Origin of the sequence: Haloprofundus halobius (assembly GCF_020097835.1) — an archaeon.
In the GTDB taxonomy this organism is placed as follows: Archaea; Halobacteriota; Halobacteria; order Halobacteriales; family Haloferacaceae; genus Haloprofundus; species Haloprofundus halobius.
This window is the reverse complement of sequence record NZ_CP083666.1, coordinates 1,726,848-1,740,470: the sequence shown is the minus strand read 5'-3', so window position 1 is coordinate 1,740,470 and position 13,623 is coordinate 1,726,848. Positions and strand designations below refer to the sequence as shown.

Sequence of the window (13,623 nt, the reverse complement as noted above, 5' to 3'; positions counted from 1 at the left end):
CATACTCCCGCCGTCGAAACCGGACGCCACTCGTGACAACTCCGTGGAACCGCTGGCGGCCGCCGAACCTCCGCGTCGACTACCGCGCCAGTCTCAGCCTCGTCGGGACGGTGCTGAAGTACCTCGTCGTTCCGCTCACACTCCCCGTCGTCGTCTCGCTCTACTACGGCGAATCGGTGCTTCCGTTTCTGGTGACGATGGTCGTCACCGTGTCGTTCGGTGTGTGGCTGGAGCGGCTCGACCCCGAACCGGACCTCCGCGCGCGAGAGGGCTTTCTGATGGTCGCGGTGACGTGGTTGGCCGTCGCCGTCGTCGGCGCGATTCCGTATCTCGTCGAAGCCCAAGGCATCCCGTTTCTCGCTCCGGCACACTATCCCGAATCGACGCTGGCGAACCCGGTGAACGCACTGTTCGAGAGCATGAGCGGCTTCTCCACTACCGGTTCGACCGTCCTCGGCAGCATCTCCTACGAAACGCATACCCGCGGCATCATGATGTGGCGACAGCTCACCCAGTGGCTCGGCGGGATGGGTATCGTCGTGCTCGCCGTCGCCATCCTCCCGGAGCTCTCGGTCGGCGGCGCGCAACTGATGGACGCCGAAGCGCCCGGACCCGGTATCGAGAAACTCACGCCTCGAATCGCCAAGACGGCGCGCGTGCTGTGGGGTGCGTATCTCGGGTTCACCGTGCTCGAAATTCTGCTGCTCTACGGCCTCCACGTCGGGGGAATGGCTCCGCAGATGGATCTGTACAACGCCGTCGCTCACGGGCTGACGACGATGCCGACCGGCGGGTTCTCCCCGGAGGCGCGGAGCATCGAGGCGTTCTCGGCCGCCGCCCAGTGGGTCATCATCCCCTTCATGGCCGTCGCCGGCACCAACTTCGCGCTCATCTGGCACGTGTTGGCGGACGACCCCCTGACGCTCGTCCAGGACAGGGAGTTCCGCGCGTACCTCGGTCTCGTCGCGGTGCTCACCGCGATCGTCGCCGGACTCCTGTTCAGCGGCAACGGGTTCGTCGCACCCGGGACCACGGGCGGAACGTACGACGCCGCCTACGTCGCCGACACCGCGCCCGGAATCGTCGGCAACCTCGAACCGTCCGTACGGCAGGCGCTGTTTCAGATTCTCGCCATGGTGACGACGACGGGGTACGCCAGCCTCGACTTCAACGCGTGGAGCGCGCCGACGAAAGCCGTGCTGCTGGCCGCGATGTTCGTCGGTGGCTCCGCAGGGTCGACCGGCGGGGGAATCAAAATCGTCCGCTGGTACGTTATCCTCAAATCGATCCGCCGCGAACTGTTCACGACCGCACATCCGGAGGCGGTCCGCCCCGTCAGACTCGGCGGACGCGCGCTCGACGAACGGGCGGTCCGCGGTATCTACGCCTTCACGCTGCTGTACCTCTTCATCTTCGCCGTCGCCACGGTACTGCTCGGACTGGACGCCGTCCGGGTCGGTCTCGACGTGACGGTGCTGGAACTGGTGAGCGCGTCGGCGACGACCATCGGCAACGTCGGTCCGGGGTTCGGCTTCCTCGGACCGATGGGCGGCTTCTTGGAGTTCTCGAACGCCTCGAAGCTGCTGATGGTCGGGCTGATGTGGGCCGGTCGGCTGGAGATTCTTCCCGTACTGGTGCTTCTGACGCCGGAGTACTGGCAGCGGTGAGTGAGTGTAGGTGGGGGTGGGTGAAGAGAGGTGAGGTGCGGTCGACCGTTCCTCTCGGTGGGGCGGACGCCCTGACCTGCGGCCGTAGCGCGCTCGGAACGCCTGCTCACCCCACACTTTTGTCACCGCTCGCCGACCTCACCACATGGCGAGCGACACGGGCGGACCGACCGGAGGCGACGCGACCGCGGAGAGCGAAAACGACACCGTCTACTGTCGTAACTGCGGCGAACAGATAGCCGCCGAAGCCGAACTCTGTCCGAACTGCGGCGTCCGCCAGCGGCCGCCGCCGTCCGCCGTCGACGACAAGCGACTCGTCGCCGCTCTGTTAGCTATCCTACTGGGGTCGTTCGGCGCGCACAAGTTCTACCTCGGCCGGACGAAGATGGGGATTCTGTATTTGCTGTTCTTTTGGACTGGACTGCCGGGGCTCGTCGGCATCGTCGAGGGTGCGCTCTACCTCTCGAAGAGTCGCGAGGAGTTCGAGGCGAAGTACGTCGAGCGCGAGCACTAAGTGGTACCGCCTGACTCGAAAAATTTGGACCAAAAACGGCAGTTACCTACTGCTCGACGGCGCTGGCCGCTCGAACGATCTCTTCTTCGCCGAACTTCGGACCAATGAGTTGCAGCCCCACCGGCAGTCCCTCCGACTCGCCCGCCGGAACCGAGATGGCGGGGAGGTTCGCGAGGTTCACCGGCACCGTGTTCGCGTCGGTGAGGTACAGCTGCAGCGGGTCGTCGAGGCTCTCGCCCAGTTTCGGCGGGAGCACCGGCATCGTCGGCGACGCGAGCACGTCCGCCTCCTCGAAGGCGGCGTCGAAGTCCTGTTTCACCCACGCACGGGCGTCTTGGGCTTTCTTGTAGTACTTGTCGTGGTAGCCGGCCGAGAGCGCGTAGGTGCCGAGGAGGACGCGGCGCTTGACCTCCGCGCCGAAACCCTCCTCGCGGACGCGGGCGAACGACTCGTTCCAGTTGCCTTCGTAGCCCCTCGACTCACCGGAGAACTCGCTTCGCTCGCCCTCCGAGCCTCCGCCCGCTTCGCTCGCGGAGATTCCGTACCGAACGCCGTCGAACCGCGCGAGGTTCGACGAGGCCTCGGACATGGCGATGACGTAGTACGCCTGCACCGCGTGGCCGACGGATTCGAGGCTCACCTCGGTCGTCTCCGCGCCCTGCGCCTCCAACTCCGAGAGCGCGTCCTCGAACGTCTCGACGACGCGTCCGTCCGCGCCCTCGACCAGTTCGGTCGGAACGCCGACCGTGAGCCCCTCGACGTCGCCGTCGGCGGCGCTCATATAGTCGGAGTTCACGCCCTCGTCGTGCGTCGTCGCGTCCTTGGCGTCCGGCCCGGAGATGACGTCGAGCAGCTCGGCCGCCTCCTCGACGGTGGGCGCGAACGGGCCGATCTGCTCCAGCGAGTTGGCGTAGGCGACGAGGCCGTAACGCGAGACCAGCCCGTAAGTGGGTTTGATGCCGACGACGCCGCAGAACGCCGCCGGGTTGCGGACCGACCCGCCGGTGTCGGTACCGAGCGCGAGGTCGGCCTCGCCCGCCGCGACGGCCGCCGCCGACCCGCCCGAAGAGCCGCCCGGAGCGCGCTCGGGGTCGACGGGGTTCTTCGTCGGGCCGAACGCCGACGTCTCGGTGGTCGAGCCCATGCCGAACTCGTCCATGTTCGCCTTGCCGACGATGGTCGCACCCGCCTCTTTGAGGCGTTCGACAACCGTCGCGTCGTACGGCGGGACGTAGTCGTCGAGCATCGCGGAGCCGCAGGTCGTCCGGAGGCCCTCGGTGCTGATATTGTCCTTGACGGCGACGGTCTTGCCGCTCAGCGGGCCGTCGGCGTCGGACTCGACGGTCTCCTCGGTGACGAAGATGTTGAGGTCGGCGGCCATCTACGACACCTTCGGTCCCTTGAAGAAGCCGTCTTCGGTCTCTGCGGCGTTCGCGAGCGCCTCCTCCTGCGTGAGGCTCTCGCGGACCTCGTCGGGGCGCATCACGTTCACCAGTTCCGTCTCCGCGTCGACTTCGGGCACCTCGTCGAGCGCGTCGAAGTAGGTGAGGATGTCGGCGAACTGCGCGGCGAACTCCTCGACCTCCTCGTCGTCGAGGTCGACTCGCGCAAGTGTCGCGACGTGCCGCACTTCGTCGGCGTCGACGGACGTATAGCTCATGTCTCCTCGGTGTCGGGCGCCGAGAGTAAGGGTTTCGATGCGCCCTGACACGCCGACGAGGGGACGACGCACACCGAAAGCGGCAAATATCCCCGGCCATCACGAAACCCCACGACCGGGGCGAACCCGTTTGGGGGATGGACGGCGGTCCCACCCCGACGCCCGAACGCAGTTTTCGAGGCGTCTCGACGCCGAATTCAGCCACCAGAGTTAAGTAAACCGCTTCCGAATATTGGGATGGAGAACAGTCTACGAGAGAGGCGTCTCTCCACCACCCCACACCCCCCAACAATGACAGATAGTGTCCGACGGTACACGGGCGAGCGCACCCGACAGAGAGACGAAGAAGAGAGTGAAGAAGAGGCCGACGAGACGCTGCGCTGCCCGGAGTGCGGCGGGCAGTTAGCCAGCGACACCGAACACGGCGAGACGGTCTGTCGAGACTGCGGTCTCGTCGTCGAGGAGGACGGCATCGACCGCGGTCCCGAGTGGCGCGCGTTCGACTCCAAGGAGAAGGACCAGAAGTCCCGCGTCGGCGCGCCGACGACGAACATGATGCACGACAAGGGACTGTCGACGAACATCGGCTGGCAGAACAAAGACGCCTACGGCAACTCGCTGTCCTCACGCCAGCGCGAGAAGATGCAGCGACTGCGCACCTGGAACGAGCGGTTCCGCACCCGCGACTCGAAGGAGCGCAACCTGAAGCAGGCGCTCGGCGAGATCGACCGCATGGCGTCGGCGCTCGGGCTCCCCGAGAACGTCCGCGAGACCGCCTCGGTCATCTACCGCCGCGCGCTCGGCGAGGACCTGTTGCCCGGCCGCTCCATCGAGGGTGTCTCGACGGCCAGCCTCTACGCCGCCGCCCGGCAGGCGGGGACGCCGCGGAGCCTCGACGAGATCGCGAGCGTCTCCCGCGTCGAAAAGGACGAAATCGCGCGGACGTACCGCTACGTCGTCCGCGAGTTGAAACTCGAAATCCAGCCCGCAGACCCCGAGAGCTACGTCCCGCGGTTCGCCTCGGCGCTCGACCTCTCCGACGAGGCAGAACGCCGCGCACGGAAACTGCTGAAGAACGCCAAGGAACAGGGCGTCCACTCGGGCAAGTCGCCGGTCGGACTCGCCGCCGCCGCCGTCTACGCGGCGTCGCTTCTCACCAACGAGAAGGTGACCCAGAGCGAGGTGTCGGACGTCGCCAACATCAGCGAGGTCACCATCCGCAACCGCTACCACGAACTGCTCGAAGCCGAAGAGCAGGTTCACCTGCCGTAGTCGGATTCCACGTGGACGCACCGCGACTCGACGCCTCGTTTCGGACCGCGTTTCGCTTTCGTACCCACGCTTCGAGCGACTGCCATCTCGCGCCCGAAAGTCACGACGGTTAAAGCCGGTCGCTCCGACCGCCCGGCATGGAGACGACGCGGCACTTCACGGCGACGGTGTACATCGTCAACGACGGCGCGACGGCGCTGCACGAACACAAGCGCCTGAACCTCAGACTGCCGCCCGGCGGTCACGTCGATAGAGACGAACTCCCCCACGAAGCGGCGCTCAGGGAGGCCCGCGAGGAGACGGGACTCGCGCCGACGCTGCTCACCGACCAGCGCGACATCGCCTCCGAGACGGCGCGGACGATTCCGCGGCCGCGACACCTGCTGCTCGCAGATATCACTATCCACGGCGACGAGGTCGGCCACCAACACATCGACCACATCTACTACGCGACCGTCGAGCGACGTGCCATCGACCCCGGGAACGGTGAACCCGGGGCCGACGCGTGGGAGTGGTACGACCCCGAGAACCTCCGGACGAGCGGTCTCGACCCAGACGTGGTCGAACTCGGACTGGAAGCCATCGAGTGTGCGGCGAGGCAGGGCTGAAGACCGACGAGCGGAGTCGTCTCGACCGTCGCTGACCGGTCGGAGAGTTTACGTACGAGAACGGAACCACTCCGCCGCGTGCGCTGACATCTCACCGAGCGGGTGTCGAGGCGGTTGCGCGGCGTCCACCCGTTCGAGCGACTCTCGCCGCCTGTTCGCCACTCGTCTCATCCTCTGCGACGGTACCGTTCTCCCTCGACGAACAGTCGACTACCGAGACTGCTACCCTCCGCTGGAACCCACGAACTTTTCCGTCCGCACCCGTTCTCCATCGTACTATGAACCGAAACCGGGAGGACGCCGGGTCCTTTGCCCTCCGGCGGGAATCCGAGTCGGACGACGCCTTCGGTCGTGCGGTGCTCCGCGCGTCGGGCGACGCGGTCTGCCGTCTCGACGGCGACGGTCGGGTTCTCGACGCGAACGACGAACTCTGTCGACTCGTCGAACGGGAGCACTCGACGCTGGTCGGCGACTCGTTGGCTTCCGTCGTATCCGACGACGACGGCCGACGCGTCGAATCGAGCGTCGAGGAGGCGGTTACCGACCCCGAGTTCTCAACGGTGACGGCGTCCGTCGCCGTGCCGACGAGCGACGGGCCCTGTCGCTGTACCTTCCACCTCTCCCGGTTCGAGACTGCCGACGGCAGTCTCAACATCGCGGGCGTTCTTCGCCCCGACGCGGCGCCGGACGCGAACGAGACTCGACTCCGCCGCGAGCGGGACGGACTCGCAGTCGAACTCGACGAGATGTTCGAGCGACTCTCCGGCGGCGTGTTGGCGCTCGACACGGAACTGCGGTTCACCTACGCCAACGAGTACACGCTCCGGTATCTCGACGTCGGTCGGGACGAACTGCTCGGGTCGCACGTCTGGGACGTGCTCGACGTCGAGGAGTCGTCGGAGACGGCGATTCACGAGGCGCTCGTCACCCGGTCGTCGACGACGTTCGAGGAGTACTACGCTCCGGCGGACGTCTGGGTCGAGGGGACCGTCTACCCGTCAGATACCGGGCTCTCGCTGTACTTCCGGGACGTCACCGAGCGCAAGCGCCGCGAGCACGAACTCCGACAGTACGAGTCGATAGTCGAGACGGTGTCCGACGGTGTCTACGCCGTCGACGGCGACGACCGATTCGTCTTCGTCAACGACGCGTACGCCGAGATGGTGGGCTACTCGCGGGAGCGACTGCTCGGGTCGCCGGTGACGCTCGTCTACGACGACATCAGCGAACGGACGCTCTCTCGCATCGAGAACGTCCGCACGAACGAGCGCGAGCGGACGACCGTGGAGACGGAGCTCCGGACGGCGGACGGTCGGACTATCGTCGCGGAGACCAAGATCGAGTCGTTCCAACTGGCGGACGGCGACGGGCGACTCGGCGTCTGCCGCAACGTGACCGAGCGCAAGCGCCGCGAACGCCGTCTCGAACGCCAGCGCTCGCAACTGTCGACGCTGAACGACCTCAACGAGGTCGTCAACGAGATCGCACACGCCGTCGTCGAGTCGTCGACCCGCGACGAGATAGAGCGACGCGTCTGCAACCGACTCGCCGAGTCGAGTTCCTACTCGTTCGCGTGGGTCGGGGCGGTCGACGCCGAAACCGAGGAGGTCGTCCCCCGGACCGAGAGCGGCGCGGCGGGGTATCTCGACGACGTGACCATCACCGTCGACGACAGCGACACCGGGGCGGGGCCGACCGCTCGGGCGATTCGAACTCAGGAGGTCGCCGTCGTCCGAGACACCGCCAACGACCCGACGTACCGGCCGTGGAACGACCGCGCTCGCGAGTTCGGCGTCGAGGCGTCGGCGGCGATTCCCATCGCGTACGAGGGGTCGCTGTACGGCGTGTTGAACGTCTACACCGACCGATTCGCCGCCTTCGGCGAGCGCGAACGGCGCCTCGTCGGTCGACTCGGCGAGATAATCGCGCACGCCATCGCCGCGATAGAGCGCAAGGAGGCGCTCATGAGCGACGACATCGTCGAAGTCAAGTTCCACATCAACAACCTGTTCGCGGCGCTGGATATCGAACCGGCGGACGACGTGGATATCCGGTTCGAGCGCACGGTCCCGCTGGGTGACGACCAGTTCCTGGAGTACGGCCGCGCGAGTTCGAACTCCGTCGACACGCTTCACGCCCTCGTCGACCAGATTCCGCACTTCGAGGCCGTGAACCTCTTCGCCACGGAGTTCGACGAGGTTCGGTTCGAACTCGGGCTCTCGCAGCCACCGGTGTCGTCGATCGCCGCCGAACACGGCGGCCGCATCCGCGAGGGCCGAATACAGGACGGCGAGTACCAGTTGACGGTCGAACTGCCGCACAGCGCCGACGTTCGCGCCGTCGTCGACGCGGTTCAGGCGTCGTATCCGGAACTGGAACTCATCGCTCAGCGGCACAGCAAACGACGCGGCGTCGGCGAACCGTCGCTCTCGAAGACGCTCTGGACGACGCTCACCGACAGACAGCGCGCGGCGCTCGAAGCGGCGTACTACTCGGGCTTCTTCGAGTGGCCCCGCGAGAGTTCCGGCAACGACGTGGCGGAGGCGCTCGGCGTCTCGTCGCCGACGTTTCACCAGCACCTCCGCCACGCTCAACGGAAACTGTTCGAGGCGCTCCTCGAACGGTGACGCCGCGGTCGGTTCGAGGAAGTAACACTAACTGCTTAGGCCCCACGTTCATACGGTCCGACTGATAACTGACGGGCAACCGATGAGCAACCAGCCGTCCAGCCACGAACACGGCGATGCGGGCGAACTATCGAGGGCGCTGGCCGCACTCGCGGACCCCTGCCGCCGCCGAGTCGTCGCGGTACTCTCCGAGCGCCGCGCCGACATCCCGATGTCGACGCTCGTGACGCTTCTGCTCGCCGTCGAGGACGGCTTTCCACCGGCGTCGGCCGAGTCGGCTCGAGCGGCGACTGCCGACGCGGACTCGCTCGCGATAGCGCTACACCACGTCCACCTTCCGAAGCTCTCTGACGTCGGCTTCGTCGAGTACGACCCCGGTCGGCGAACGGTCAGTCCCGGCCGCCGAATCGACGAAGGGAGCGCGACCGACCGCTGGATGCTCGTCGAGGCGCTCGACGGTCGAACGACCGACGCCGAACTTCGTCTGTTCTCTACCGACGCGGCGCGAGCGACGCTCGCGGTGTTCGTCGACGCCGCCGAGGTAGAGCTCGACGTCTCGACGGTCGCCGAGCGCCTCGCCGCTCGGATCGGCGGGCAGCGAGAGGCGCACGCGATTCGACTCCGCCACAATCTGCTCCCGAAACTCGCCGACGCGGGCGTCGTCGACTACGACGCGGCGCGCGCAACGGTGTCGTGTCGCTCCGACTCCCCGCTTCTCGACGCGTCGTTCTCGCCCGCGCCCTCGTAGCGCGCGCCGTTCGAGAACGCTCGGTTGGTCGTCCGAGAACGCTCGGTTGGTCGTCCGAGAACGTTCGACCCCTCGACTATCGATTCTCGACCAACGAGCGGACGTACTGTCCGACGTGGTCGTCCATCCGCCGCTTGAACCCCGCGCGGCGAGCCAGTCGGTCGAGTTCGCGCGCCGCCAGACTGCCGTACTGAACGGCCTTCTTGTCGGCGGCGGCCACATCGTCGGGGAGGACGCCCGCCGCCGCGCGCCGAAGCGAAATCTTTCGCTCGTCGCCGTCGGTCAGGAGGTGTCCGGGGAGGCCGAGCGCGGCGGCGACGACGTCGTCGTGTAACAACGGCGCGGCGGGTTCGACGCCCGCCGCGCGGAGCGTCAGCACGTCGCGCTCCAGTTGGTCGGGCAGCGTTGCGACGACTTCGCGCGTCGCACCGCGGACCGTCTCGGCGTCGACGCGGTGGTCGTCGGGCGCGTTCGCCACCTTCGCGTAGCCGCCGAACAGTTCGTCCGCGCCCTGTCCGACGGCCAGTCGGTCGTAGCCGTCGGCAGCAACCCGTTCGGCCACGAGGTACAGCGGAAGCGCGATCTGGACGTCCATCGCGTTCGTCCGGCCAGTCGCGCGGACGATTTCGGGGACCGCCCGCTTCAGGTCGTCGTGGGTGAACTCGACCACGTGCAGGTCGCGGCCCATCGCCTCGGCGGCGTCGCGGGCGGCCTCGATATCGTGCGACCCCTCGAATCCGGCGACGTAGCAGGGCGCGTCGGGGATTCCGGCGGCGACGAGCGCGGAGTCGACGCCGCCGGAGAAGGCGACGGCGGTGTCGTCGGCGTCGACGGCGCGGACGCGACCCAGCACCGCGTCCCGAACCGCGTCGAGCGCCGCTTCGTCGTCGAAAGCCGGCGGTTCGGGGAGGCTCCACACCTGCTGGCTCTCCGTATCCTCCCCGTCTTCGGACCGTAGCTGCCGGACGTGACCCGCCGGCAGTCGGCGCGGGTCGTCGAGTTCGGTCGGGTCGAAGCTCCACGCGGTCGGCTCGGCCGGCGAGAAGAAGAGGGGCTGTCGGCCGAGTACGTCGCGGACGAGAAACGAGCCGTCGCGGGACAGAGTAGACGATTCGATGTCGAGACGCCCGGCGAACCCGGCGGTCCCCGGTAGGGGGTCACCGCTATCGAGCGCGGCGGCGACGCGGTCGGGAGACGCGCCGCGAATCACAGGAAGTCGGCCACCGCGTGTTTCATCCGCCGCTTCGCGCCGCCGGCGGCCTGGCGGAAACTGATGTGCCAGGGCGTGCGGGTGCCGACGACGCCGGTCCGGCCCTCGGCGATGGCGTCGAGGATGGCGTCGGCGCGGCGCTCGTTCGTCCCGACCTCCGTCACCGCCTGTCCGATCATCTCGCTGATGTGGGCGTCGCTGCCGGCGGTCATCGGGAGGTCGTTGGCGAGCGCGAACGTCTCGGCTTTCCGGTTGGCGAGGCCGGTCAGCAGTCGGGAGTTGTACACCTCGACGGCGTCGGCGCTCGCTAGTTGCTCGCGGCTGATGTGCGGGGCGACGCCGTGGCGGGACTTCTGGAACGGATGGGGGACGACGGCGAGACCGTCCTGGTCTCGGATTCGGTCGAGCGTCTCGTCGTAGGAGAGGCCGGCGGGAATCTGCTCGTCGATGTCGAAGGCCAGTACGTGACCCGCGGAACTCGTTATCTCCATCCCGACGATGCCGACGAGGCCGTAGTCGTCGGCGCGTTCGGCCGCCTCGACGCTAGCGTCCAACTCGTCGTGGTCGGTGACCGCTAACGCGTCGAGGCCGACGGCCGCGGCTTGTTCGAGCAGTAACTCTACGGGGTCGCGGCCGTCGTACGACAGCGCGGAGTGCGCGTGCAGTTCGACCGATAGCACGGACAGCCTTTGGAAGGGTGTCTAAAAAAGTTCGCCGGTCCGACCCGGCCTCACCTGCTGCGGAGCATGCTCGGTCCGATGATGAGCATGGTGAAGAGGCCCGCCAGGATAACTCCGATACCGTACAGCACGAGCGGTTCGCCGACGGACCCGCTCATGAGATGGTCGACGAACTCCCCGTCCGTTGCCATCACTCCGATACCGCCAAGCGCGATGAGGATGCCGATTCCTCCCCAAAGGCGTGATTCGTCCATTAGTCGCCGATGTGACCACGTGCAATGATAGAACTACCGGAATCTCACGCTCGACGTGAGAGTTCACCCGTCGTATCTCTCCGCGACATCGCCCGGAAGATACACACGAACGTGCATATGAAAAGGGATTTATCGACGCTTTCTAAACAGGGAAGTGAATGAGTCTCTCCGACGCCGACCACGAACTCGTCGTCGCCGAACTCGGCCGCGAACCCACGAGGGCCGAGGCGGCGCTGTTCGAGAACCTCTGGAGCGAACACTGTGCGTACCGTTCCTCTCGACCGTTGCTTTCGGCGTTCGATAGTGAAAGCCCGGATGTGAGAATCGGCCCCGGTGACGACGCCGCCGTCGTCGCCGTCTCCGACGACATCTACGTCACCCTCGGCATCGAGAGTCACAACCACCCCTCCTACGTCGACCCCTACGACGGCGCGGCGACGGGCGTCGGCGGCATCGTCCGCGACACGCTCTCGATGGGCGCGTACCCCATCGCGCTCGCCGACTCGCTGTACTTCGGCGAGTTTTCCGACGAACACTCCCGCTACCTGTTCGAGGGCGTCGTCGAGGGCATCGCCGACTACGGCAACGCCATCGGCGTTCCCACTGTCACGGGCAGCGTCGACTTCCATCCCGACTACGAGGGGAACCCGCTCGTCAACGTCGCCTGTGTCGGCCTCCTCCCCGCCGACCGTCTCGTCACCGCCGAAGCCCAGCAGGCGGGGAACAAACTGGTCCTCGTCGGCAACGGTACCGGCCGCGACGGTCTCGGCGGCGCGTCGTTCGCCAGCGAGGACCTCGCCGAAGACGCCGAGACCGAGGACCGACCCGCCGTGCAGGTCGGCGACCCCTACACGGAGAAACTGCTCATCGAAGCCAACGAGGACCTGGTCGACGCCGGCCTCGTCCAGTCGGCGCGCGACCTCGGCGCGGCGGGCCTCGGCGGCGCGTCCTCCGAACTCGTCGCCAAGGGCGGGTTCGGCGCGCGCATCGACCTCGACGCGGTCCACCAGCGCGAACCGAAGATGAACGCGATGGAGATTCTCCTCGCCGAGTCTCAAGAACGGATGTGCTACGAGGTGCGCCCCGAGGACGTCGAGGCGGTCGAGAGAATCGCCGAGACGTACGACCTCGGCTGTTCTGTCATCGGCGAGGTCGCCGAAGGCAACTACGTCTGCACGTTCGATGGGGAAGTCGCCGTCGACGTTCCCGCCGAGTATCTCGCCGACGGTGCGCCGATGAACGACCTCGACTCGGTCGACCCCGAACAGCCCGAGCGCGACCTGCCGCGAGTCGTCGACCTCTCTACCACCTTCGAGGCGGTCGTCGGCTGTCCGACGACGGCGAGCAAACGCTGGGTGTACCGCCAGTACGACCACGAGGTCGGGCTTCGAACGGCAGTCAAACCCGGCGACGACGCGGCGGTGATGGCCATCAGAGAGGCCGAGAAAGGCTTGGCGTTCTCCTCGGGCGCGAACCCCAAGTGGACGAGCGCCGCCCCCTACGACGGCGCGCGGGCCGTCGCGCTCGAAAATGCGACGAACCTCGCCGCGAAAGGAGCGACACCGCTCGCAGCGGTCGACTGTCTCAACGGCGGCAACCCCGAGAAACCCGAGGTGTACGGCGGCTTCGAGGCCATCGTCGACGGCCTCGCCGACATGTGCCGCGAGCTCTCGACGCCCGTCGTCGGCGGCAACGTCTCGTTGTACAACGACTCGGTGACGGGACCGATTCCGCCGACGCCGACGCTCGCCGTCGTCGGCACGAAGGACGGTTACGACGCCCCGCCCGCGGCGTTTTCGGGCGAGGGAACGATACTGCTGGTCGGGACGGGAGGCGGCGCGCTCGGCGGGTCGGAGTTCCTCGCGCACGCCGGCGGCTCCGACCAGTTCCCCGAACTGCCGAAGAACCCCGGCGAGGTAGTCACACAGCTCGCGAGCGTCGCCGACGACGAGACGACGCTCGCCGTCCACGACGTGAGTCACGGCGGCCTCGCCGTCTCGCTGGCGGAGATGGTCACCGAGAGCGCCGGTGTCGACGTCGCCGTCGACGACGCGATCAAGCTGTTCGACGAGACGCCCGGCCGCGCCGTCGTCGAGACGACCGACCCCGAGGCGGTCCGCGAGACGTTCGACGGCGCTGCGCCCGTCTTCGAACTCGGCGCAGCGACGACCGACGGGACGCTCTCGCTCTCGGTGGGCGACGAGGAACTCGTCTACGACGCCGAGGAGATTCGCGAACTGCGCGACGTGCTCGCCCGCGAGTTGGACTGAGGCGGTCGGATCGCACCTGGACGGCCGTCACCGGCGGCGCGTTCGTCGTTCCAATGGCGCTACTCGCAACTGTCGGACCGCCAAAATTTAGGCGACCCTAAAAACCGACAGTC

The 13,623-nt window shown here is 67.2% G+C and carries 12 protein-coding genes; 7 read left to right on the top strand and 5 right to left on the bottom strand.

Translation table 11 applies throughout. The features are described from left to right. Nucleotides 1–197 precede the first annotated feature (197 nt). Together LAQ74_RS09105 and LAQ74_RS09100 are read left to right on the top strand one after the other, a co-directional pair. Nucleotides 198–1,667, top strand: coding sequence for a TrkH family potassium uptake protein (locus LAQ74_RS09105; protein WP_224337211.1), 1,470 nt, complete (start codon nt 198–200; stop codon nt 1,665–1,667). Between the two features lie 145 nt (nt 1,668–1,812). Further along, the gene (locus tag LAQ74_RS09100; protein ID WP_224332236.1) at nt 1,813–2,181 is read left to right on the top strand and encodes a TM2 domain-containing protein; all 369 of its coding nucleotides are present in this window, start codon (nt 1,813–1,815) and stop codon (nt 2,179–2,181) included. 46 nt (nt 2,182–2,227) lie between these two features. Here the strand turns inward: LAQ74_RS09100 and gatA are convergent, their stop codons facing one another. Continuing rightward, the gene (gatA, locus tag LAQ74_RS09095) at nt 2,228–3,562 is read right to left on the bottom strand and encodes an Asp-tRNA(Asn)/Glu-tRNA(Gln) amidotransferase subunit GatA (protein ID WP_224332235.1); all 1,335 of its coding nucleotides are present in this window, start codon (nt 3,560–3,562) and stop codon (nt 2,228–2,230) included. Next, nucleotides 3,563–3,841 carry an Asp-tRNA(Asn)/Glu-tRNA(Gln) amidotransferase subunit GatC gene (gatC, locus tag LAQ74_RS09090; RefSeq protein ID WP_224332234.1) on the bottom strand — a complete coding sequence of 93 codons (279 nt, stop codon included), beginning with the start codon at nt 3,839–3,841 and terminating at the stop codon, nt 3,563–3,565. It abuts the gene before it with no gap. Nucleotides 3,842–4,132: 291 nt separating this feature from the next. Between gatC and LAQ74_RS09085 the strand changes: the two genes are divergently transcribed. The 4 genes from LAQ74_RS09085 (at nt 4,133) to LAQ74_RS09070 (ending at nt 9,096) form a co-directional block, all read left to right on the top strand. Further along, entirely contained in the window at nt 4,133–5,113 is a 981-nt protein-coding gene (locus LAQ74_RS09085; protein WP_224332233.1) for a transcription initiation factor IIB, read from the top strand. A 137-nt stretch (nt 5,114–5,250) separates the two neighbouring features. Then, nucleotides 5,251–5,721, top strand: coding sequence for an NUDIX hydrolase (locus LAQ74_RS09080; protein WP_224332232.1), 471 nt, complete (start codon nt 5,251–5,253; stop codon nt 5,719–5,721). 278 nt (nt 5,722–5,999) lie between these two features. Then, nucleotides 6,000–8,348, top strand: coding sequence for a bacterio-opsin activator domain-containing protein (locus LAQ74_RS09075; protein WP_224332231.1), 2,349 nt, complete (start codon nt 6,000–6,002; stop codon nt 8,346–8,348). Nucleotides 8,349–8,430: 82 nt separating this feature from the next. Beyond that, entirely contained in the window at nt 8,431–9,096 is a 666-nt protein-coding gene (locus LAQ74_RS09070; protein ID WP_224332230.1) for a DUF7344 domain-containing protein, read from the top strand. A 76-nt stretch (nt 9,097–9,172) separates the two neighbouring features. Here LAQ74_RS09070 and LAQ74_RS09065 read toward each other — a convergent pair whose 3' ends face one another. The 3 genes from LAQ74_RS09065 to LAQ74_RS09055 are packed head-to-tail and all read right to left on the bottom strand — an operon-like array spanning nt 9,173 to nt 11,240. Next, nucleotides 9,173–10,303, bottom strand: a complete 1,131-nt coding sequence (locus LAQ74_RS09065; protein ID WP_224337208.1) for an asparagine synthase C-terminal domain-containing protein — start codon at nt 10,301–10,303, stop codon at nt 9,173–9,175. Next, a complete protein-coding gene (locus LAQ74_RS09060; protein ID WP_224332229.1) occupies nt 10,303–10,986 on the bottom strand; it encodes a PHP domain-containing protein in 684 nt (227 codons plus the stop codon). Before LAQ74_RS09060 ends, LAQ74_RS09065 begins: the two co-directional genes overlap by 1 nt. Before the next feature lie 50 nt (nt 10,987–11,036). Beyond that, nucleotides 11,037–11,240: a hypothetical protein gene (locus tag LAQ74_RS09055; RefSeq protein ID WP_224332228.1), complete on the bottom strand. Its 204-nt coding sequence runs from the start codon at nt 11,238–11,240 to the stop codon at nt 11,037–11,039. 158 nt (nt 11,241–11,398) lie between these two features. Between LAQ74_RS09055 and purL the strand changes: the two genes are divergently transcribed. After that, entirely contained in the window at nt 11,399–13,510 is a 2,112-nt protein-coding gene (gene purL, locus LAQ74_RS09050) for a phosphoribosylformylglycinamidine synthase subunit PurL (protein WP_224332227.1), read from the top strand. Nucleotides 13,511–13,623: the final 113 nt, after the last annotated feature.

Excerpts from the sequence above, each read along its gene's own strand:
- LAQ74_RS09105 (WP_224337211.1), top strand. The coding sequence starts at position 198 with ATGGTCGTCACCGTGTCGTTCGGTGTGTGGCTGGAGCGGCTCGACCCC.
- purL (WP_224332227.1), top strand. The coding sequence starts at position 11,399 with ATGAGTCTCTCCGACGCCGACCACGAACTCGTCGTCGCCGAACTCGGC.
- LAQ74_RS09080 (WP_224332232.1), top strand. The coding sequence starts at position 5,251 with ATGGAGACGACGCGGCACTTCACGGCGACGGTGTACATCGTCAACGAC.
- gatA (WP_224332235.1), bottom strand. The coding sequence starts at position 3,562 with ATGGCCGCCGACCTCAACATCTTCGTCACCGAGGAGACCGTCGAGTCC.
- LAQ74_RS09100 (WP_224332236.1), top strand. The coding sequence starts at position 1,813 with ATGGCGAGCGACACGGGCGGACCGACCGGAGGCGACGCGACCGCGGAG.
- LAQ74_RS09070 (WP_224332230.1), top strand. The coding sequence starts at position 8,431 with ATGAGCAACCAGCCGTCCAGCCACGAACACGGCGATGCGGGCGAACTA.
- LAQ74_RS09055 (WP_224332228.1), bottom strand. The coding sequence starts at position 11,240 with ATGGACGAATCACGCCTTTGGGGAGGAATCGGCATCCTCATCGCGCTT.
- gatC (WP_224332234.1), bottom strand. The coding sequence starts at position 3,841 with ATGAGCTATACGTCCGTCGACGCCGACGAAGTGCGGCACGTCGCGACA.
- LAQ74_RS09075 (WP_224332231.1), top strand. The coding sequence starts at position 6,000 with ATGAACCGAAACCGGGAGGACGCCGGGTCCTTTGCCCTCCGGCGGGAA.
- LAQ74_RS09085 (WP_224332233.1), top strand. The coding sequence starts at position 4,133 with ATGACAGATAGTGTCCGACGGTACACGGGCGAGCGCACCCGACAGAGA.